The organism is Bacillus sp. S2(2024) (assembly GCF_050474045.1).
Lineage (GTDB): Bacteria > Bacillota > Bacilli > Bacillales > Bacillaceae_G > Bacillus_A > Bacillus_A yunxiaonensis.
Genome location: NZ_JBFLUS010000003.1, coordinates 2,283,386 through 2,303,180, shown reverse-complemented (window position 1 = coordinate 2,303,180; position 19,795 = coordinate 2,283,386). Strand labels below are relative to the sequence as shown.

Genomic DNA, 19,795 nt, shown 5'->3' with positions numbered 1-19,795 from the left:
TATGTCGTATTGATTTAGAAAAGGGGAGGTTTTCATGAAAAAAAAGCCTGAATTAACAGCATTAACAAGAAAAAAGCTAATGGATTCTTTTTGGGATTTGTATTGCCAAAAGAAAATAGAAAAAATCAGTATAAAAGAAATAACTGATAATGCAGGCTATTACCGTAGCACTTTTTATGAATATTTTACGGATATATATGACATTCTTGAGCAACTAGAAACAGAACTCATCTTTTACATAACTGAGAGTATACAGGAGAGCTTACAGAGTCCTCGTAATGAAGATATTATCCAAAAAATCGCAACCTTATACGAGGATAAAGGGGAATACTTAAGTGTTCTACTTGGTAATAATGGAGATCCTAACTTTATACAGAAATTCAAAAAGGCACTTCGCCCCGCTTTATTCAAAAGCTTCCATTTATCAGAAAACAATGAATACACCAAGTTAATTTTCGAGTTCTCTATTTCTGGAATTTTGTCTTCGATAAAATACTGGTATGATAACAAAAAAACAATCCCAGCTGATGAAATTGTAATCATGATTCGTTCAATTTTACTAAATGGAACTACAAAACAAATACAAAAGTATAATAATGATAAACTTGGAAATTTTCCTTTTACTACCTAACACAAAAAGATCGTGTAAACCAAAAATAAAAGCTCCTAACATATTAGTCATATACAATATGTTAGGAGCTTTTATTTTTAGTGTTTTTTGAATTTAGGTCTTGATAACGTACGAAATTCGCGTTTTGTTAGTACTACCCCATTAATCAATTTATTTATTGAAAGTAAACTTTTATTCAAAAGTTTACTTTTCAAGGTGTGAAAAGCGTCGCAAAACCATTTTTGAGAAATTGTATGTTTAGGCATAAATTGATTTGTTAGCTATAAGTTAAGAGATATGTGTTCAGAGAACATATAGTGATGAGCACTTGGTAAACGAGAAATATTTTTCTAGAAAACTGATATGTATTCAGCTCAACGATGCTATATAACGTATAACGCAGTGTTATTTCCTTTTTATACTATTTAGGGATCAATGTAGAATTAAATGGAATTATTTCCGAGTTAGTTGGCCTCGGATATTCCGTATTTTTCCTGTTGTGGTATTATCAAGAATAGAGGTGGAAATCATTTTGGGAGGGATAACACTTGGAGGAATATCACACGAAGATTTTTCATGCTGCTGCTTCTAAGTTTGGAATCCGGTCTGAGGGTACTCAAATAACACATTTTTCAGAGCATAGTTTAGTTAGATCCTTCGAGCGAGATGGCGCCAAATATTTTCTGCGTGTAACGAATAGTTCTCATAAACAATTTGAAAAAATCATTGGGGAAGTTCAATGAGTTAATTTCCTTAGTGACAAGAGATTACGTATATCTAGGGCTGTACATTCCTTAGATGGGGATTCTATTTATCTTTTTGATTTTGATGCTTGTAGGTATTCATGGTTTATTGATGATATTGCGGGAGCATTATTTTAAGCATCTCCTATTGTGAGTTCGAGTTCATATGCGAATACATTTCTCACATCGTTTATAGAAGGATATCGTGCTAAAAACTGTTTGGATGAGGTATGGCTTAAAGAAATTCCATATTTTATAAAATTAAGAGAGATTGGGTGATATATAAAGCTTTTTCATGCTTGGGGAGGGAAAATTGAAGAACTTCATCCATGGGGAAGAGATTTCATGAAAAATCGTAAAGAGAGTATAATTCGAGATTTTCCAGTGATGTAAGTTCTCGATAGTTTGTTAAAGTGTATTGTAAATTATAAGTTTATTGTTTTGAAAATTTACACAATTAATATTATTATATAATTGAGATGAAAAGAAATGAGGACTGTCCTGTGGAAATTGTATATGATCGAGCAAAGTTGCAATTATTATCTATAAATGATGCATGTTCATTGTACTCCATTATTGAAAAATATCCAGATATTTGGACATATTTAATAACAAAAATGGATTGCTTTGAAGATATGGAAAGATTAGTTGAAGAATCAGTAGAAAAGTATAAAAGGGGAGTTGACCTTCCGTTTATTGTGATTGATCAAACGACAAATGAGATTGTAGGAACAACACGGTTATACAACATATCAAAGAAACACAAAACAACAGAACTCGGACATACTTGGTATAGTCCAAGCGTGCAAAGAACAAGTGTAAATACAGAGTGTAAATATATGATGCTTCGATATGCATTCGAAGAGTTAGGCATGCTACGTGTACAAATTAAAACAGATGCTCGGAATGAAAAGGCACAGCGCGCTATTGAAAGATTAGGTGCAGTAAAAGAAGGGATCCTTCGAAATGAACGATTACTTCCAAATGGATATGTGAGAGATGCTGTTGTGTATAGTATTATTTCAGAAGATTGGTCAAGTGTAAAAGAACAATTAGAAAATAAATTAATGAGTGTAAAATATAAGTAGGAGGAAAAAGATGCCATATATAGAAACAGAACGTTTAAAAATGATTTCTTTCACACTAGAACTAGTGGAAGCTACAATAAAAGGAACTGAGGAACTTTCGAAAATAATACCTTACCAAGTTGCTAATCAATGGCCTATGCCTGATTATGCAGAAATCTTACCGTGGCAAGCAGAGCGATTACGTGAAAGACCAGATAATAGTCAATGGAGTGGTCTTATTATTCATAAAGAAGACAATACAATTATTGGTGATATGGGGTGCAAGGGCGCTCCAGATGTAAATGGTATTGTTGAGATTGGCTATAGTATTGTTCCAGATTACCAAGGAAAAGGCTATGCTACAGAAATGACAAAAGGCCTTGTACAATGGTTATTAAACCAGCAAAATGTGACAACGGTTAAAGCGGAATGTTTAATAAGTAACACTGCTTCTGCAAGAGTGTTAGAGAAATCAGGTTTTTGTTGCGTATTACAGGAAGATCATATGAAATATTGGATTTTGAAATAGTAGATTGAGAGAAATGCCTTCTAACATGTAAGAAACCTTTCCAGTTCGAATCTATGTATTCATCCGTAAAGAGTGCTGGAGTTACTAGACAGCAATGCTCGCAATCTGGGATGGAAAGAGTAGCGAACGAACCGAAAAAATAGTGAAATAAAATTAAAAAAGCAATGGAATTCGTTCTTCCATTGCTTTTTCTATTGTTACTTTTATCTCGAAGCATCTGCTGGTTGTTTTGCATCTTGTTCAGGCTGCTTCGGTTGTTTTTCTGGTTTATCAGGTTTCATATATGCTCCTTGCCCTTTTCGGACATCATTCCTCTCTTTGTACCCTTTTCCGTCTCCGTGCTTTCCTTGGGTGAAATGTTTGTTATGTTCGTTCCATTCCTCATGTTTGCCGTGATGAGATCCTTCATGATGCTCTTCGACATGACCAGTCGCAAAACCAAGACCGAATCCTACCACCAACGTAGCACAAGCGCAGCCAATCATTTTCCATTTTTTCTTACTTTTGTACGTACCGTGATGAAGCTCGGCCATAAGTTCTTCTTTTAATTCCTGCTTCAGTTCTTTTTTCATTTCTTCATTTGCTTCCACCTGCTCATGATCGTTTGTTTCGTTCTTGAATTCTTCTGACATACCCCTCACCATCCTTTCTTAATGTATATATGCGAAATTTATAAGGCATTCATTAGAATTTTCTCATGTCCCTCTCATATTTTTTTCATTGAGAGGCTGTATGTGAAGAATTTTAGGAGAAACATATAAATTGAATTTGTGATGTATACTGCGCATGCAATGCAAATCAAAGATAGGAGTGATTATAATGAAACAACTTACAAACATATTAGCAATTCGCAGTGATGCAAAAGGGCATTTTTTCTTACAAAATGATTACGTATTTTATATACTTTTGTTTCAACGTTCCATTCTTTAAAAAAATTCGTTACAATATAGAAGTGTTAGAATTTGAGAGAAATATAAGTTGTTATTACTATAAATAGACCACGAATGTAAGTGTGAAATATAAAAACCTCTTTTTATTGAAAACTCTTTTATAGAACTGCTATGAGGGAAAACATCTTCTTTCAAATCAATTCAAAAAATAAATTGAACGTACATTCGATTAAACGAATTTTATATAAAGTATGTAGGAAATACGGAGGCTGTAATTTTATGAAGAAAAAAAGAAGTATAAAAATAAGGGTGGTACAGGCACTCTTATTTATACTTGGTTCAATTATTGTATTTGTGAGCTATGCGGCGTATGATATTTGGCATTATCGTTCTAAGACAGATCGAGTTGATACGGATGCTGCGATTGTATTAGGAGCCGCGTCGTGGAATGGAAAACCGTCTCCAGTACTTCGCGAGAGAATTAATCATGCCATTTCTCTTTATAAGAATGGGCACGTTAAAAAAATTATTTTTACAGGTGGTACGAAATTTGAAACGGAATTAGAAGAAGCGCGTACTTCAAAAATATATGCATTAAAGCATAATGTAAAAGAGGAAGATATTTTAATTGAAACGGAATCACGTTATACAGAAGAGAATTTAAAAAATGCTCTTCAGATTGGAAAAGAACATGGTTTACAAACGTATACAATTGTAAGTGATCCACTTCATATGAAACGAGCGATGCAAATTGCAAAGCATCTCGGTATGGATGCATATTCTTCACCAACGCCAACGTCTGCTTATCGTAGTTTAGACACAGAGTTACCGTTCTTTTTCAAAGAACTATGTTCTTATATCGGTTATGTTGCATCCTTGCCTGTTCGTTTTTTTAAAGGTGATTAAAAGAAAAGATTTCCTAATGTTTTTAGGAGATCTTTTTTATATTTAAAACATTGTTTTTTCATCGGAATAGTGTAACAATTAAAAGATAGATTATATGTTTAAAGGAAATAATGTATATAACGAAACATCCATCAGTATGATCTTGATAGTTTATTAGTATGAGATAACAAAGGTAGCTAAAGAGAACAGTGTGCATATAATAATTTTAGCATGAAATGGAAAGGACTGATGAAATGGAGTTTGTAAGATCGAGAGAGCAACAAAAGCGATTAAGTAAATTACAACCATATATCACTCTATTCTCAAATAGAGAACCGCAGTTAGACGAATTGTATTCATTTCCTTTTGAAAATATAGAAGATTTAAAAGAAATTGGGTATACAGCATGGACTGTTCCACAGGACGAAGGTGGGGCGGGAATATCTCTATATGATTTTCTGTTATTTCAGGAATGTATTGCACAAGGTGATGGAGCAACAGCATTATGCATGGGTTGGCACCTTGGAATTATACAAGAACTTTCGGAAAATCGCTCATGGGATAAAAAAGTGTTTTCTTGGCTTTGTGAGAAAGTGAAACGCGGAGCACTTGTAAACCGTGCAGCAACGGAACGAAATACGGGCAGTCCAACACGAGGAGGAAAACCGGAGACAACAGCTATTCAAAAGGGGAATACTTGGATTATTTCTGGCAGAAAAACATTTACAACAATGGCACCGGTACTAGATTACTTTCTCGTTTCAGCATCTATAGAAGGGACAAAGGAAGTAGGGGAATTTCTTGTCCCGCGTAATACAGAAGGTGTTTCAATTGAAGAAACGTGGGATTGTGTAGCTATGCGCGGCACAGCAAGTCATGATTTAGTTTTAGAACAAGTAGTGATTCCGCGTAAATATTTTGTAGAGATTATTTCTCCGCGTAAGAGGGAAAAGAGAAGAGGATGGCAGTTGCATATTCCAGCTTGTTATCTTGGCATTGCACAAGCTGCACGTCGGTATGCCTTGCAATTTGCAGCAACGTATCAACCAAATAGTATACAAGCACCTATAGCAACGTTACCAAATGTTCAAAGATTAATAGGAGAAATAGAATTAGAAATGATGCAAGCCCGTTCTTTTTTGTATAGTGTTGCAAAGCAGTATGAAGAAGAAAGTAAACGAAGCTTGCAAGCAGAGATGGCCGCGGTGAAGTATACTGTGACAAATGCGGCAATTTCAATTGTAGATAAGGCGATGCGTATTGTTGGGGCAAGAAGTTTATCTGAGAAAAATCCGTTACATCGCTATTACTTACACGTACGTGCTGGACTTCATAATCCTCCGATGGATGATGCGACAATTTCACTATTAGCGCATCATGCATTGCAAGATTTTGAAACTGAAAAATAGGAAATGTTTTTCCTTTTCGTATATAATAAAGGCAAGTGGTGTATGAAAAGGAGAATACATATGTTAGAAGTTATTGCAACATGCTTAGAAGATGCAAAACGGATTGAACGTGGTGGTGGGGAACGGATAGAATTAATTACAGCATTTACAGAAGGCGGGCTTACACCAAGTTATGCATTAATAAAAAGTGTAATAGAAGCCGTTACCATTCCTGTACATGTAATGATTCGTCCACATGCCAAATCTTTCTTATATTCTAAAGAAGAAATTGAGTTAATGAAAGAGGATATCCGCATCGCAAAACAACTTGGAGCAACTGGTGTTGTCTTAGGTGTTTTGAATGAAAATCATAAAATTGATGGAGAAAAGTTAGGGAAGTTGTTAGAAGTAGTTGATGAAATGAATGTGACATTTCACCGAGCAATTGATGAACTGACAGATTTAGTAGAAGGCGTAAAAATATTGCGGAAGTTTAATAAGATTACACATATTTTAACATCTGGTGGAAAAGGAAAAATAGAAGATAACATTGCTGTTTTACGCAGTATGAATCAAGCAAGTGCTGGACAAATACAAATCGTTGTTGGTAGTGGTGTCACGAATGAAAATGTGCAGCAATTGTTACGCGATACTGGAAGTACACAAGCCCACGTTGGTACAGCAGTGAGAGAAGGAAAATCGTGCTTTTGTGACGTTGTCGTTCAAAATGTACGAGAAATTGTAAAACTGATTAGTTGTTAAAGGAGATATCTAGATGAAAAAAAGTGAGATTATGTCATGGGTTAAAAGTATAGCTCTAGCTTTAATTATTGCAATTGTTTGTCGTGCATTTTTATTTACACCGTCGCTTGTGCAAGGGGAATCTATGATGCCAACGCTAAAAGATAATGAGAGAATGGTTGTGAATAAAATTGGATATAGTCTACAAGGGTTAAATCGTTTTACTATCATTGTCTTTCATGGGAATGAAGGGCATGATTTAGTAAAAAGAGTGATTGGTTTACCTGGAGACACAATTGAGTATAAAAATGATGTTTTATATGTAAATGGTAAAGCAGTTGCTGAACCATATTTAGATGAATATAAAAAGCAACTATCTGGAGGGCAGTTGACTCCTGACTTTACGTTAGAAGAGATAACTGGAAAGAAAACAGTTCCTGAAGGCTATGTATTTGTATTAGGAGATAATCGTCAAGTATCTAAAGATAGCCGAGCATTTGGTTTTGTTTCTGAAAAACAAATTGTTGGGAAAGGTTCAATGGTATTTTGGCCACTGCAGCATGCTAGAGCGTTATAATAGTTTGAAAAAAGCAATTAAACTCATTTAGAGTTTGATTGCTTTTTTTATTTTTATTCAAGCTAAGGGTAAAAAAACGTTGTCTGAATTGAAAGAATATTTTATAATTTAAAACAGATATTCTGTTTCGAAAATTGGGATTAATGTTCCGAAATATGGAACAAAGGAGGGCTTCATGAGTTATAACAAAACAGCAGTGAAAACAATGAGCATTTTAGAATTATTTTATCAGCATGATACGTTAACGTTAGCCGAGATGGTGAAATTGACTGATATGCCTAAAACATCCGTACACCGTCTTATTAAATCTCTAGAAGAAATGGGTTTGTTGCAAAAAACAATAGATGGTGCATACAGGTTAGGATTTGTTTTTTTACGATTTGGTCAGCTTGTTTCAGAGAGGTTATCTTTACGGAAAATTGCGAAGCCTTATATGAAAAAGTTACAGAAAGAAGTTGGACAAGCAGTTAATTTAATTATTCAGGATGGTAATGAAGCCATTTATATTGAAAAGATTGACGGTGATCAACCTGTACGTGTCTATACAGCTATTGGACGGCGAGCTCCGTTGTATGCCGGAGCGTGTCCACGTATTTTGCTTACATACTTCTCAAAAGAAGAGCAAGAAAATTATATAAATAATACAACTTTTGTTCCATTTGCAAAGGGCACGGTTACAGATGAAAATGAACTACGTAATATGTTGCAAACTGCAAAGGATAACGGTTATACCATTAGTTATTCAGAGCTTGAAAATCATACAGCGGCTATAGCTGCTCCGATTTTTGGAAGTGATGATATGGTTGTTGGGGGCATGAGTATTTCGGGACTAGAAGCTGAGTATAATGAAACAGCAATTATAAAATGGATTGAAAGTCTTACCCAAACAACGAAGCAAGTATCAATAGAATTAGGATGGAAAGAAAAGAAGGTAGGAGAATAATGAAGTTTTCAGCATTAGGTGATCAAGCAATTGTCGTGACATTTGGACAGAAAATCAATATGGAAATTTATAAGCAAGTACAATCTTTATTTGAGGCGTTACAAAATGAACCGTTTGCTGGGATGATAGAATGTGTTCCTTCTTATACATCTGTGACTATTTATTATGATTCCTACACATTGTATAGGGAAAAAAAGATGAATGTGTCACCATATGATTATGTTTGTTATCATGTGCAGTCCCTTTTAAAAGCTGAGAATCATAAGGAAATGAAAGAATATGAATATATATCTATTCCAGTTTGTTACGGCGGAGAATACGGCCCTGATTTGGAAGAAGTAGCAAAGTATCATGGGTTAACAATAGAAGATGTAATTCGTATTCATAGTGAATCCACTTATTTTGTTTATATGCTCGGTTTTACACCAGGATTTCCTTATTTAGGAGGTATGTCGCAACGGATTGCAACTCCCCGAAAACATACTCCTCGATTAAAGATTCCAGCAGGGTCTGTTGGAATCGGTGGAAGTCAAACGGGTATATATCCACTTGAAACACCAGGTGGATGGAATATTATCGGACGCACACCGATCTCTTTATTTCGTCCTCAAAAAGTACCGCCTACTTATATGCAAAGTGGTATGTATTTACGTTTCATCCCCATAACAGAAACAGAATTTCAGCAATGGGAGGATGAGAATGTATGAATATAGAGGTGTTACAACAAGGAATGTTGACGACTGTACAAGATTTAGGTAGACATACATATCAACAATACGGTGTACCAGTTGGCGGAGCGATGGACACAGTTGCACTTAGAATTGCAAATATGTTAGTTGGGAATGAAGAAGGAGAAGCTGGATTAGAAGTTACAATTATTGGGCCAAAGCTGTTAATTAAGCAGACGACATTAATTGCAATTGGCGGTGCGAATATGGAACCGCTTTTAAATGGAAAACGAGTTCCATTGTGGCGCCCGGTATTAGCTAAAGAGGGAAGTATGCTTTGTTTTAAGAAAATTCAGTCAGGATGCAGAGCATATGTAGCATTTGCTGGTGGAATTCATGTTCCAGCTGTAATGAAGAGCAAAAGTACATATATGCGAGCAAGTTTAGGCGGATTGCACGGTCGTGCTTTACAAAAAGGGGATCAATTGCAAATAGGTACACCTTCCCTTTGGGCAAAGCGTCTTATACAGCAGCTTGTAAATGAAAGACGAGATACAACGATGTGGGGAATAAATTCTAATTGTTTACCAAACTATCATCATTGTCCAGAGATTCGTGTCGTGGAAGGGTTAGAGTTTGAAAGATTTACGGGAGAGAGTCTTCGTTCTTTTTTTACAAAGCAATTTAAAATTTCCAATCATGCAGATCGAATGGGCTATCGTATAGACGGGGAGCAGGTAATGGTAGAGGGGAAATTAGAATTGTTATCAGATACTGTGACGCACGGGACAATCCAAGTACCACCTGAAGGACAACCTATTATATTAATGGCAGATCGTCAAACGACAGGTGGATATCCACGAATTGCTAATGTAATTTCAATTGATATACCGCTGCTTGCACAATTAAAGCCAGGAGATTATCTATCGTTTTCAAAAATTTCAGCAATAGAAGCACAGAAGCTATATATAAAACAAGAACAAACAATAAATCTTTTAAAAATGTTCATTAAGCTAAAAGGAGAGAAATCATGAAGGTAGTAGATTTAAATTGTGATTTAGGAGAAAGTTTTGGAGCCTATAACATAGGAAATGATGATGCGATTCTACCTTATGTTTCATCAGTAAACATTGCATGTGGATTTCACGCAGGTGATCCTTCAGTTATGCATAGCACAGTTGCAAAAGCGCTAGAACATCGTGTTTCAATAGGTGCGCATCCAGGCTTACCAGACCTTATAGGTTTTGGAAGAAGAATGATGCATGTTTCACCAGATGAAGTGTATGATTATATGATTTATCAAATCGGGGCATTAGACGGGTTTATTCGTGCATTGGGTGGAAAAATGAACCATGTTAAACCGCACGGTGCACTCTATAATCTAGCAGCAGTAAATTCAGAAATCGCAGATGCTATTGCAAAAGCTATTTATAAAGTAAATCCAGAACTTCTCTTATTCGGATTAGCAAGTAGCGAATTTGTGCGTGCAGGAGAAAAATATAATCTTCGTGTTGTGCAAGAAGTATTTGCAGATCGAACATATCAAAGTAACGGAACTTTAACAAATCGTACAGAATCGAATGCATTGATTACAAATGAAGAAGATGCGATAAGACAAGTATTGCAAATGGTGCAAAAAGGGAATGTTCCAACTGTTGATGGGACTATCGTTTCAATTGCAGCACATACAATTTGTATTCATGGGGATGGCTTGCATGCCGTGGATTATGCGAAAAGCATTTGCAATGCACTGCAGCAAGCACAAATTAAAATTTGTGCACCTTAACACGTAGAAAAGACAGGGGGATTACATATGGTGAAATTGATTGGAATTTTACTTGTAGCAATTGGTTTTTTATTCCGACTTAATACATTGTTAGTTGTTATGGTAGCTGGAATTGTAACAGGAATGGTATCTGGTATGTCATTTCATGAAGTGATAAGTTTATTTGGGAAATTCTTTATAGAAAATCGATATATGTCCATGCCAATTCTATTAACACTTCCGGTTATTGGGATTTTAGAGCGTTACGGATTGAAAGAACGAGCGGAAACACTGATTACAAAATCAAAAGGAGCAACGACTGGGCGCGTTCTTCTATCGTATTTTACCATTCGTGAAGCAACTGCAGCGATCGGGCTTAACATTGGAGGACATGCGCAAACAGTAAGACCACTTGTTGCACCAATGGCGGAAGGGGCGGCGCATGCTCGTTATGGAAAACTTCCGGAGAAATTAAGAGAAAAAATTAAAGCATACGCAGCGGCTGCAGAAAATACAGCATGGTTTTTTGGCGAAGATATTTTTATTGCAACGGGAGCTATTTTATTAATGAAAGGATTTTTTGATTCTGTCGGTATGCATGTTGGTGTGTGGGATATGGCACTTTGGGGGATTCCGACAGCAATTTCTGCATTTATTGTAAGTTGGATTCGTTTTCGTCAAATTGATAGACATATAGACGACGTCATGAAACAAGAAACGAATCAAGATAAGGAGGCGATGTAGCATGAAATTAATTACACTCGATACAATTTATTATCTGCTTGGTATTATTGTTGCATTTATTGCAATCCGTGTTGCTTTTGATGGTCAACATCCGAATCGTTTTGGTTCTAGTTTGTTTTGGGCGTTGTTTGCCATTACATTTTTATTTGGAAATATCATACCTTCGTTTTATGTCGGTTGTATCGTTTTAGTTATGGTTATTTTAGCATCATTAAACAAAGTAACAAAATCAAATGAACAAGAAGCACCAGTAGAAAATCGTGTAAAACATGCAGCAAAATTAGGCAATAAAATTTTTATGCCAGCTATATTAATCCCTTTGTTTACTATTATCGGAACGCTCACTCTTGGGAAACTGAAGATTGGAAATATATTTATTGTGGATCCTGAAAAAGTAACACTAATTGCACTCGCATTAGGTGCATTAGTTGCCTTTGCATTTGCGATGGCCATTACAAAAGCAAAAGTGACAGAACCAGTTCAAGAAGGAAGCCGTTTACTGCAAGCAGTAGGATGGGCCGTTATTTTACCACAAATGCTTGCTGCTCTTGGCGGTATATTTGCTAAATCTGGAGTTGGACAAGTAGTGGCGGATTTAGTTGGACAAGTATTGCCGACTGAATATCCACTCGTGGCTGTCATGGCATATTGCTTAGGAATGATGTTATTTACAATGGTAATGGGAAATGCCTTCGCTGCTTTTGCTGTAATTACAGGTGGGATTGGATTACCGCTTATCGTTCAAATGCACGGCGGAAATCCGGCAATTATGGCAGCGCTTGGTATGTTTGCTGGCTATTGCGGAACATTGTTAACGCCGATGGCTGCTAACTTTAATATTGTTCCAGCAATGTTATTAGAGCTTAAAGATAAAAATGCTGTTATTAAAGCGCAAGCGCCAGTTGCCATTGCTATTTTCATCATTAATATGCTTGTTATGTACGCACTTGTATATCGATTTTAAAGGGGGTGGGATTGATGAAAAAAATTTTATTAACAGGATTTGAACCATTTGGAGGAGAAAAAATTAATCCTGCTTGGGAAGTTGCTAAACAACTTGATCAAAAAAGCATAGGAGAATATACAATTGTTAGTAAACAAATTCCTACGGTTTTTCATACATCCTTACAAATGCTAGAATCTTATATTGATGAAGTAGATCCAGCTCTTGTCGTGTGTATTGGACAAGCAGGAGGGCGTTCCGACATTACAGTTGAGCGCGTTGCAATTAACGTAGATGATGCAAGAATTCCTGATAATAAAGGAAATCAGCCGATTGATATACCAGTGATTGAGGATGGCCCAGTGGCGTATTGGTCAACACTTCCTATAAAAGCGATTGTGAAGCAACTTCGTGAAGGGGGAATTCCAGCATCTGTTTCCCAAACAGCAGGGACGTTTGTATGTAATCATCTTTTTTATGGACTAATGCACATATTAGCAAAACAGGAAGATTCTATTTCTGGTGGTTTTGTACATATTCCGTTTTTACCAGAACAGGCGAGTGCATATTCTGGGCAACCGAGCATGTCGCTTTCTAACATTACAAAAGGAATAGAGCTTTTAATACAAACAGCTTTGGAAGTAGAAATAGATATAGTAGTAGCAGAAGGTACAACACACTAAGGGGAATTTTCCAAATTGCTGCATATGCCTGTTATAATGAAAGAAGAAATATACAAGAGGTGAATGTTGTGCAGCATTATGAAGAAGTGCGTTCTATTATTGACAATGCTAAGAAAATTACAGTGTTAACTGGAGCAGGTGCAAGTACAGAGAGTGGGATTCCAGACTTTCGATCAGCAAACGGTTTGTATGCAGATGCAAATGTAGAAATGTATTTATCAAGAGGATATTATAATCGAAACCCGAAAGATTTTTGGAAACATTATAAGGCAATCTTTCAAATTGAAACATTTCATCAATATAAACCGAATAGAGGACATGTATTTATTGCGCAGTTAGAGGAGAGCGGGAAAGATCTTGTTGTTTTAACACAAAATATTGATGGACTTCATCAATTGGGCGGAAGTAAACATGTCATTGATTTACATGGTACATTACAATCTGCTCATTGTCCAAAGTGTCGTACGAAATATAACTTACAATATATGATTGCACATGAAGTGCCGCGCTGTGAGAAATGTAATTTCATTTTAAATTCTGACGTTGTGTTATATGGAGACACATTGCCTCAATTTCAAACAGCCATTGAACGCTTGTATGAAACAGATGTATTGCTTGTAATGGGAACGTCGTTAAAAGTACAGCCTGTAGCGTCATTCCCGCAAATAGCAAAACGAGAGATAGGGGCAACGACAATCCTTATTAATGACGAGCGAACGGGGCAAGAATCGTATTTTGATTATGCGTTTCATGAAACAATTGGACAGTTTGTGGATGGATTTTTAGCAGGTGAGTAGACGAGACAGAGTAAATGAAACTAAGTGACAAAAGGTTCATGCTGGGCATACGGCAGGACCCAAAAATAAAGTTTACAATTACAATAAGCTTAAAAAATTTGCCCATAAAAGCGCGTTATCCTTTTTATATTAATTATAGAAAGGATGACGCGCTTTTTTATGAATGATCGAAAAAAACTATGATTTCTTTTTATTTGCTAAAGAATTACGTCGATACATGTCGCCTGCTGCTCTTAACCAGATTGTTATTAGAACAGGAAGTATGAGAAAAAACGAAGGTAATAGGGCCATCATTTTTTATGTGTACAGTTAAATTAAAAAGCAGCCACAATTTTTCTTACTCAGCTTTGTAGTCAATTCGAGGCGGCAACGCAAATCACAACTAAACCTAGAGGCCAATTCCTTATCTTCTTATCCTATTCTCATTCAGTTCTAATTGTTTAGAAATTTCATTCCCAGCCCGTATGACCATTTGTATAAGATTAGGAATGGTAGTAGTGGATGATGGCTGTGGATTCAGTATAAGACAAGAACGATGAGTAGTTCTTTGGTTGCGTTACAATTCTATAAAATAGTTTCAATTGTTCCATATAGAAGAATTTCAATCTTATATTCAGAATGAAAACTAGTTAATATTTATCTTATTAATATTGGTAATATTTTGACTATTATCAACTTGCCGATCATGGGAAAATTTGAAGTTCAACGAGAAGCAATCTATTCGGAAAATAACGGAAATCAGGAAATCCAGGATGAGTTTATTCTTTTATTGCCAAAGTTAAGTAGGAAGCAGCCTTTGGTTGCTCTTATTTTAAGTTGCTTTGGCACTACTTACAAGTTGAAACTCACTCTTATATTCTTAATATGTTTGGCTTACTTAAGCTGTTGAGGAGGAAGGAATATATGGAAAAGGAAGCAGTGTATCGAATTCATGAAAATGAAGTCGATTTAGCACGGTATCAGCTGCAGAAATTAAATCAGCTTCTGGTTTTTGCATCCCAGTGCAATGGGTTCTACAAAGAGAAGTTAATAGATGTATCCTTACCCATACGAACCTTGGAAGACATGTATAAAATCCCATTAACGACAAAAAAAGAGCTGGCTAAAGATCAAATCCAGAACGCTCCTTTTGGTCGCAATCATTCTTATCCGGAATCCAGTTATATTCGTTATCACCAGACGTCAGGCACATCCGGTAGGCCCCTTAAAGTATTGGATACAAAGGGAAGCTGGGATTGGTGGCAGGATTGCTGGCTGGAGGTATTAAAATCGTCCGGGGTAACGAGTCTCGATCGATTGTTTCTGGCATTCTCCTTTGGACCATTTATCGGTTTCTGGGCGGCCTATGAGGCGGCTAAAAAAGCAGGAACCTTGGTGATTCCGGGCGGAGGCCAATCGTCTATAGAGAGGCTGTACAGCATTTTGGAAAATAAGGCTAACATACTGTTGTGCACACCAAGCTATGCCCTTCATCTTGCAGAGGTAGCTGAGCAGCACGGCTTTGATATTAAAAACTCTCATGTTCATACGATCATTACAGCCGGTGAACCGGGTGGATCGATCCCATCCGTTCGTAGCCAGATTGAAAGTCTATGGAATGCCAAGCTATATGACCATGTGGGAATGACGGAAATGGGTGCTTATGGATATTCGTGCTCACAGCAAAACGGAATCCATGTAAATGAATCGCAATTTTTGGTAGAAGTCATCAATCCCGATACTTTGGAACCGGTTGAGGACGGGGAGAGTGGCGAACTGGTTCTGACGAATCTAGGTCGCTATGGTTTTCCGTTAATCCGCTATCGGACAGGGGATATGGTAAGAAAGAATAATAAGTCATGTACTTGTGGGAACCCCTACCGTTTTTTAGAAGGTGGGATCATCGGGCGTGCGGATGATATGATGATTGTCAGGGGCGTCAACATCTTCCCACAATCTATTGAAGCGATCGTCCGCGAGTTCCCGCAGGTTTCCGAATTTCGTATTGTTTACTATACGTTGGAAGAAATGAATCAGGTGAAGGTGCAGATCGAGGCGATAGAAGATGTTGTTAGCGATTTAAAAGTTCGTTTGCGGGAGAGAATCGGACTTCGAATCGAGGTTGAATCGGTTGAATATGGCACACTTCCCCGTTTTGAGATGAAGTCGAGAAGAGTATTGGATCAAAGGGACAGTAAAATAAGCAAAAATACCTTAAGTTAGGAAATGAAAAAATACGCTATTCTTTCTGTAGAATTATAGGAAAGGATGGCGTTTTTGATATGAACTTATCGATTTTTGATGAACTAGAATTGTTTTCTAAAGAGTTGCAACGATATATGTCACCTGATGCTTTAGAGCAATTAGTTAAAAATGTAGGATTTGTTAAACGAAAAAAGGAACGAATGTTCCTTTTTTCGTTTTTTCTTTATAAAGGGACCTTCTTGCATGCTAGATCATCTTGAAAAGCGATAGCTCCATCGACCATCGTTAATACTACCCGAACGTCTTGTATTTCCTCAACTGGTATTTCGAAGAGATTTTTGTCTAATACAACAATGTCTGCTAGTTTTCCCACTTCAAGTGTGCCTAATTCCTTTTCTCTGAATGATCCATAGGCAGGGGATAACGTATAATTTCTCAACACTTCGGATAGTGACAGACGCTCCTGCGGATTCCATCCTTCTGCCGGTGATCCATCATATCCAATTCTTGTTAGCGCACGGTAAATGCCTAGCATCGGATTTAATTGCACAATCGGATAATCAGTACCAAAAGCTAACATTGCACCTGAATCTTTTAGCGTTTTCATTGCAAAAACAAGGGGCTCACGTTCTTTTCCAATACGTGAAACATACGTTATCCGTTGCTCCTTACTAAGACCCAAATGTTCTGGTTGCATTGATGCGATCACGCCAAGCTTTTGGAAACGAGTGATTTCATCCGGATGAATGACCTCCACATGTTCCACACAATGCCTAGCATCTCGCTTGCCATTCTTTTTCCGGGCTTCCTCAAAACCATCCAAAGTTAGGCGAATTCCACCGTCACCAATCGCATGAATACGGATTTGAAAGCCTTCTTGATCAGCCTCTACTATCCATTTTTTCATCGTATCTGGAGAAACAGCTGTTTCCCCACAGGTTTCTGGTTTATCTGAATAGGGTTCAACTAAATACGCGGTATAACCAGTTAGTACTCCATCAACAAACTGTTTCAATCCCGAGACTCGAAGCTTGTCTGATGCATAAGTATCACGCAATTGTTTCGCACGCTCTATATCCCCGTTTAAGGGAGGGGAAAGGTGAATCCTCACAGTTAATTCTCCGTTTTTATCTAGGTCACTAAACAATTCATAATCCTGTAACTTTTCCATAGCAGGCGATCCATACAAATCGTTAACCGACGTCACACCCAGCGCAGCCGCTTGTCCGAGAAATCTTTTCATCATTCTCATACGGCGTTCCCTTGAAAAATTAAATGCATGATTCGACACTAGTGCAATCGCTGTCTCATACAAAATACCCGTCGGTTCTCCGTTTTCATCTTTTGCAATAATTCCGTAGGGCGGATTATCTGTATTTCGATTAATACCCGCAATCTCAAGCGCTTTGCTGTTTACCCAGACATAGTGCCCTTCCATATGAAAGAGTATAACAGGACGATCGGGGAGTACGCGATCGAGTGCAGCGCGATTGGGAAGCCCCTTGTTGTCCCAATTGTTTGAATCCCAACAAAAACCAATAATCCATGAATCTTCCGGCCTTGAATCAGCAAAATCAGTTACCATTTTTATCGCTTCTTCTTCTGAGCGTGCATCGGCTAGAAAAACACTGTCTTCTGCAAGACTTCCAAATAACATATGCAAGTGAAAATCATGAAAGCCAGCCATAATCAGTTGATCGGAATAATGATGTACTTTCGTGTTCGGTCCAATAAAAGGATTTATTTCTATTTCAGAACCAATGGCTACAATCTTATTATTAACAATGGCGATATAAGCAGGAATGGGCTTATCCGTAAGACCTGTAAAAACAGCATTACTTGAGATAACAATGTCAGCTTTTTGATTCATATTCATTAGTGACCTCCTAAGTTTATTAATATTCTGAATTTTATTTCCGTAAAATAAGCAACAATCGCATATTTTGTAATAGGATACTTTTCTCCATTAACAGTAATAAACACCTCACCGTCTATCACATAAAAAACTTCCCGCTCTTCTACATGCCAAGTTCCTTTACTAGGTTTGCCTATCCATGGGTGCTAAGTTTCTACACTTTATCTTTGCACTTCTTCAGCTGTAAGTTTTTTCGCAAAAAACATGATCATCATTTCTCTTTTTCCTAGGTAATTTTGAAGGAATAGGTTCTATAAATGTACTGCCTTAACATTTGTATCTTTTAAACGTTTGAACTCTTTTTTCATAAAGTATATGGCAATGAGAACGCCTGGAATTTCTGCAGCAGGACCTGCATACCATATACCTTCTACTCCCCAGAATTTCGGGAAAATAAATAGAAACGGGAACAAGAACAGCAGCGTCTTACTTAGATTTATAAATGTTGCCGTCCAGTTTCTCTCTTGGGCTTCGAAATAGCCGGCGATAAGTAAGCTAACAGCATTTAACGTGAACAGGAAATTAAATACAGTTGTTGCCCAGATGCCAAGTTTCTGCAATTCAGGATTACCGCCGGAGAAAAATGACATAATCGGATCTGCAAAATAGATTAGGATTGCAGTCAATATCACGAATAAAGTAACCGTGAAGATGATTGCTATTGTAATCGCTTGTTTAACGCGGTCAAAGTTGCCTGCACCGCAATTATAACTAATAATCGGTTGAAGTCCTATCACCCCCCCGAGCGCTACAAGCGCAAGCAGATTTGTGATATAGCCGTTTTGAATCGTGAAAGCGGCAACGTGCAACCCACCACCGTAGCTTTGCAGTAAGTTGTTGAAGAAAATAATGAGAAAAAATATCATGAACACACTGGAGAAAGATGCAAAACCCGTCCAGGTCACTTCACTGACTGTCTTTCGTTTTATTTTCATGTCTTTCCACTTTGGCTTAAGATTTGTTTTGCCTAGCAAGAAATAAAAAATTAGCAAAACAGGGATTGATTGCACAACGATGTTCGCCCAAGAAGAACCCATCATTCCCATATGAAACTTCACTACTAAAACCCATTCTAAAATTGATGCAACAACTGCTGCAACTAACCAACTGCTCATCGATAAGATAGGTTTTTCATCGATATTGGTTAAAATACTTAATACAACGGCTAATATCGTTAATGGCAATGAAATCCAGAGAGGATGGCTGTATTGCACTGCATATGGAAGCGATGCATCACTTGCTCCAAACAAGGTCATAATTTGATTTTCAAAGACCAATCCAATGAAAGCTAGCAGAGTAGAGACAAAGAGTGTAAACCACAAAGTTTGACCCATTATGCTTCTAGCTTCAGTAATTTTGCCTTTTCCAAGCCGAAGTGAAATGACCGCACCGGCTCCCACACCAAAAAGAACGCCAAGCATACGAGTAATGACCATGACCGTATAGCCAATACCAATCCCTTCGATTTCTACAACCTGAAATCCACTGACGAAATAGCCATCGATAACCGCAAACATTCCTGAAATAGCATTTGCCATAATTCCAGCCAAAGCAAACCGTAAATATAGTAACGGAATACTTTTCGTTCCAAGTGCTGAATCATATACTGGCTTATTCATCATTTCTGCTTTTTCTTTCTTCGATGAGGGACGGTTTCCTGCTAATTCCATGCGCATACCCTCCTAAAAAATAATTTATACAGCTTGATTTACAGGAATGTCTC

19 protein-coding genes and 1 pseudogene are annotated in these 19,795 nt (G+C 37.1%); 16 read left to right on the top strand and 4 right to left on the bottom strand.

Annotated elements, in window-relative coordinates; all coding sequences use genetic code 11:
* Positions 1–34: 34 nt before the first annotated feature.
* From AB1284_RS11530 to AB1284_RS11520, 3 genes are all read left to right on the top strand, one after another.
* On the top strand, positions 35–631 hold the full coding sequence (locus AB1284_RS11530; protein ID WP_429749266.1) for a TetR/AcrR family transcriptional regulator: 597 nt from the start codon (positions 35–37) through the stop codon (positions 629–631).
* A 1,225-nt stretch (positions 632–1,856) separates the two neighbouring features.
* Positions 1,857–2,441, top strand: coding sequence for a GNAT family N-acetyltransferase (locus AB1284_RS11525; RefSeq protein ID WP_429749268.1), 585 nt, complete (start codon positions 1,857–1,859; stop codon positions 2,439–2,441).
* A gap of 10 nt (positions 2,442–2,451) precedes the next feature.
* Positions 2,452–2,949, top strand: coding sequence for a GNAT family N-acetyltransferase (locus AB1284_RS11520; protein ID WP_429749270.1), 498 nt, complete (start codon positions 2,452–2,454; stop codon positions 2,947–2,949).
* A gap of 203 nt (positions 2,950–3,152) precedes the next feature.
* On the opposite strand, the gene AB1284_RS11515 is transcribed toward AB1284_RS11520, so the two are convergent.
* Positions 3,153–3,581 carry a hypothetical protein gene (locus AB1284_RS11515; RefSeq protein WP_429749272.1) on the bottom strand — a complete coding sequence of 143 codons (429 nt, stop codon included), beginning with the start codon at positions 3,579–3,581 and terminating at the stop codon, positions 3,153–3,155.
* Positions 3,582–4,118: 537 nt separating this feature from the next.
* Here AB1284_RS11515 and AB1284_RS11510 point away from each other — a divergent pair.
* The 13 genes from AB1284_RS11510 (at position 4,119) to AB1284_RS11450 (ending at position 16,175) form a co-directional block, all read left to right on the top strand.
* Positions 4,119–4,745: a YdcF family protein gene (locus AB1284_RS11510; protein ID WP_429749273.1), complete on the top strand. Its 627-nt coding sequence runs from the start codon at positions 4,119–4,121 to the stop codon at positions 4,743–4,745.
* Between the two features lie 233 nt (positions 4,746–4,978).
* Positions 4,979–6,133, top strand: coding sequence for an acyl-CoA dehydrogenase family protein (locus AB1284_RS11505; RefSeq protein WP_429749274.1), 1,155 nt, complete (start codon positions 4,979–4,981; stop codon positions 6,131–6,133).
* A 60-nt stretch (positions 6,134–6,193) separates the two neighbouring features.
* Entirely contained in the window at positions 6,194–6,874 is a 681-nt protein-coding gene (locus AB1284_RS11500) for a copper homeostasis protein CutC (protein ID WP_429749276.1), read from the top strand.
* Between the two features lie 13 nt (positions 6,875–6,887).
* Complete coding sequence (gene lepB, locus AB1284_RS11495) at positions 6,888–7,430, top strand: signal peptidase I (protein WP_429749278.1); 543 nt, start codon at positions 6,888–6,890, stop codon at positions 7,428–7,430.
* 175 nt (positions 7,431–7,605) lie between these two features.
* A complete protein-coding gene (locus AB1284_RS11490) occupies positions 7,606–8,373 on the top strand; it encodes an IclR family transcriptional regulator (protein ID WP_429749279.1) in 768 nt (255 codons plus the stop codon).
* Positions 8,373–9,080, top strand: coding sequence for a 5-oxoprolinase subunit PxpB (gene pxpB / locus AB1284_RS11485; RefSeq protein WP_429749280.1), 708 nt, complete (start codon positions 8,373–8,375; stop codon positions 9,078–9,080). The genes AB1284_RS11490 and pxpB overlap by 1 nt, the downstream gene beginning before the upstream one ends.
* Complete coding sequence (locus tag AB1284_RS11480; RefSeq protein WP_429749282.1) at positions 9,077–10,075, top strand: biotin-dependent carboxyltransferase family protein; 999 nt, start codon at positions 9,077–9,079, stop codon at positions 10,073–10,075. Before pxpB ends, AB1284_RS11480 begins: the two co-directional genes overlap by 4 nt.
* Positions 10,072–10,827, top strand: a complete 756-nt coding sequence (gene pxpA, locus AB1284_RS11475; RefSeq protein WP_429749283.1) for a 5-oxoprolinase subunit PxpA — start codon at positions 10,072–10,074, stop codon at positions 10,825–10,827. The genes AB1284_RS11480 and pxpA overlap by 4 nt, the downstream gene beginning before the upstream one ends.
* A gap of 27 nt (positions 10,828–10,854) precedes the next feature.
* A complete protein-coding gene (locus AB1284_RS11470; RefSeq protein ID WP_429749285.1) occupies positions 10,855–11,550 on the top strand; it encodes a DUF969 domain-containing protein in 696 nt (231 codons plus the stop codon).
* A gap of 1 nt (position 11,551) precedes the next feature.
* The gene (locus tag AB1284_RS11465) at positions 11,552–12,514 is read left to right on the top strand and encodes a DUF979 domain-containing protein (protein ID WP_429749286.1); all 963 of its coding nucleotides are present in this window, start codon (positions 11,552–11,554) and stop codon (positions 12,512–12,514) included.
* Between the two features lie 14 nt (positions 12,515–12,528).
* Positions 12,529–13,176 (top strand): pyroglutamyl-peptidase I, encoded by a 648-nt coding sequence (gene pcp / locus AB1284_RS11460; RefSeq protein ID WP_429749288.1) that lies wholly within the window; start codon positions 12,529–12,531, stop codon positions 13,174–13,176.
* 68 nt (positions 13,177–13,244) lie between these two features.
* Positions 13,245–13,973, top strand: a complete 729-nt coding sequence (locus AB1284_RS11455; protein ID WP_429749290.1) for an NAD-dependent protein deacylase — start codon at positions 13,245–13,247, stop codon at positions 13,971–13,973.
* Positions 13,974–14,876: 903 nt separating this feature from the next.
* A complete protein-coding gene (locus tag AB1284_RS11450) occupies positions 14,877–16,175 on the top strand; it encodes a phenylacetate--CoA ligase family protein (RefSeq protein WP_429749292.1) in 1,299 nt (432 codons plus the stop codon).
* Between the two features lie 205 nt (positions 16,176–16,380).
* Here the strand turns inward: AB1284_RS11450 and AB1284_RS11445 are convergent, their stop codons facing one another.
* From AB1284_RS11445 to AB1284_RS11435, 3 genes and pseudogenes are all read right to left on the bottom strand, one after another.
* Positions 16,381–18,033: an amidohydrolase gene (locus tag AB1284_RS11445; protein ID WP_429749294.1), complete on the bottom strand. Its 1,653-nt coding sequence runs from the start codon at positions 18,031–18,033 to the stop codon at positions 16,381–16,383.
* A 50-nt stretch (positions 18,034–18,083) separates the two neighbouring features.
* A pseudogene (locus AB1284_RS11440) lies at positions 18,084–18,278 on the bottom strand (cupin domain-containing protein); the annotation flags it as partial.
* A gap of 45 nt (positions 18,279–18,323) precedes the next feature.
* Positions 18,324–19,742 (bottom strand): MATE family efflux transporter, encoded by a 1,419-nt coding sequence (locus AB1284_RS11435; protein WP_429749296.1) that lies wholly within the window; start codon positions 19,740–19,742, stop codon positions 18,324–18,326.
* Positions 19,743–19,795: the final 53 nt, after the last annotated feature.

Bases quoted from the DNA above. Each gene is read 5' to 3' on its own strand.
- AB1284_RS11530 (WP_429749266.1), top strand. From the start codon at position 35: ATGAAAAAAAAGCCTGAATTAACAGCATTAACAAGAAAAAAGCTAATG.
- lepB (WP_429749278.1), top strand. From the start codon at position 6,888: ATGAAAAAAAGTGAGATTATGTCATGGGTTAAAAGTATAGCTCTAGCT.
- pcp (WP_429749288.1), top strand. From the start codon at position 12,529: ATGAAAAAAATTTTATTAACAGGATTTGAACCATTTGGAGGAGAAAAA.
- AB1284_RS11510 (WP_429749273.1), top strand. From the start codon at position 4,119: ATGAAGAAAAAAAGAAGTATAAAAATAAGGGTGGTACAGGCACTCTTA.
- AB1284_RS11435 (WP_429749296.1), bottom strand. From the start codon at position 19,742: ATGGAATTAGCAGGAAACCGTCCCTCATCGAAGAAAGAAAAAGCAGAA.
- AB1284_RS11490 (WP_429749279.1), top strand. From the start codon at position 7,606: ATGAGTTATAACAAAACAGCAGTGAAAACAATGAGCATTTTAGAATTA.
- pxpA (WP_429749283.1), top strand. From the start codon at position 10,072: ATGAAGGTAGTAGATTTAAATTGTGATTTAGGAGAAAGTTTTGGAGCC.
- AB1284_RS11520 (WP_429749270.1), top strand. From the start codon at position 2,452: ATGCCATATATAGAAACAGAACGTTTAAAAATGATTTCTTTCACACTA.
- AB1284_RS11465 (WP_429749286.1), top strand. From the start codon at position 11,552: ATGAAATTAATTACACTCGATACAATTTATTATCTGCTTGGTATTATT.
- AB1284_RS11480 (WP_429749282.1), top strand. From the start codon at position 9,077: ATGAATATAGAGGTGTTACAACAAGGAATGTTGACGACTGTACAAGAT.
- pxpB (WP_429749280.1), top strand. From the start codon at position 8,373: ATGAAGTTTTCAGCATTAGGTGATCAAGCAATTGTCGTGACATTTGGA.
- AB1284_RS11500 (WP_429749276.1), top strand. From the start codon at position 6,194: ATGTTAGAAGTTATTGCAACATGCTTAGAAGATGCAAAACGGATTGAA.
- AB1284_RS11445 (WP_429749294.1), bottom strand. From the start codon at position 18,033: ATGAATATGAATCAAAAAGCTGACATTGTTATCTCAAGTAATGCTGTT.
- AB1284_RS11505 (WP_429749274.1), top strand. From the start codon at position 4,979: ATGGAGTTTGTAAGATCGAGAGAGCAACAAAAGCGATTAAGTAAATTA.
- AB1284_RS11470 (WP_429749285.1), top strand. From the start codon at position 10,855: ATGGTGAAATTGATTGGAATTTTACTTGTAGCAATTGGTTTTTTATTC.
- AB1284_RS11515 (WP_429749272.1), bottom strand. From the start codon at position 3,581: ATGTCAGAAGAATTCAAGAACGAAACAAACGATCATGAGCAGGTGGAA.
- AB1284_RS11450 (WP_429749292.1), top strand. From the start codon at position 14,877: ATGGAAAAGGAAGCAGTGTATCGAATTCATGAAAATGAAGTCGATTTA.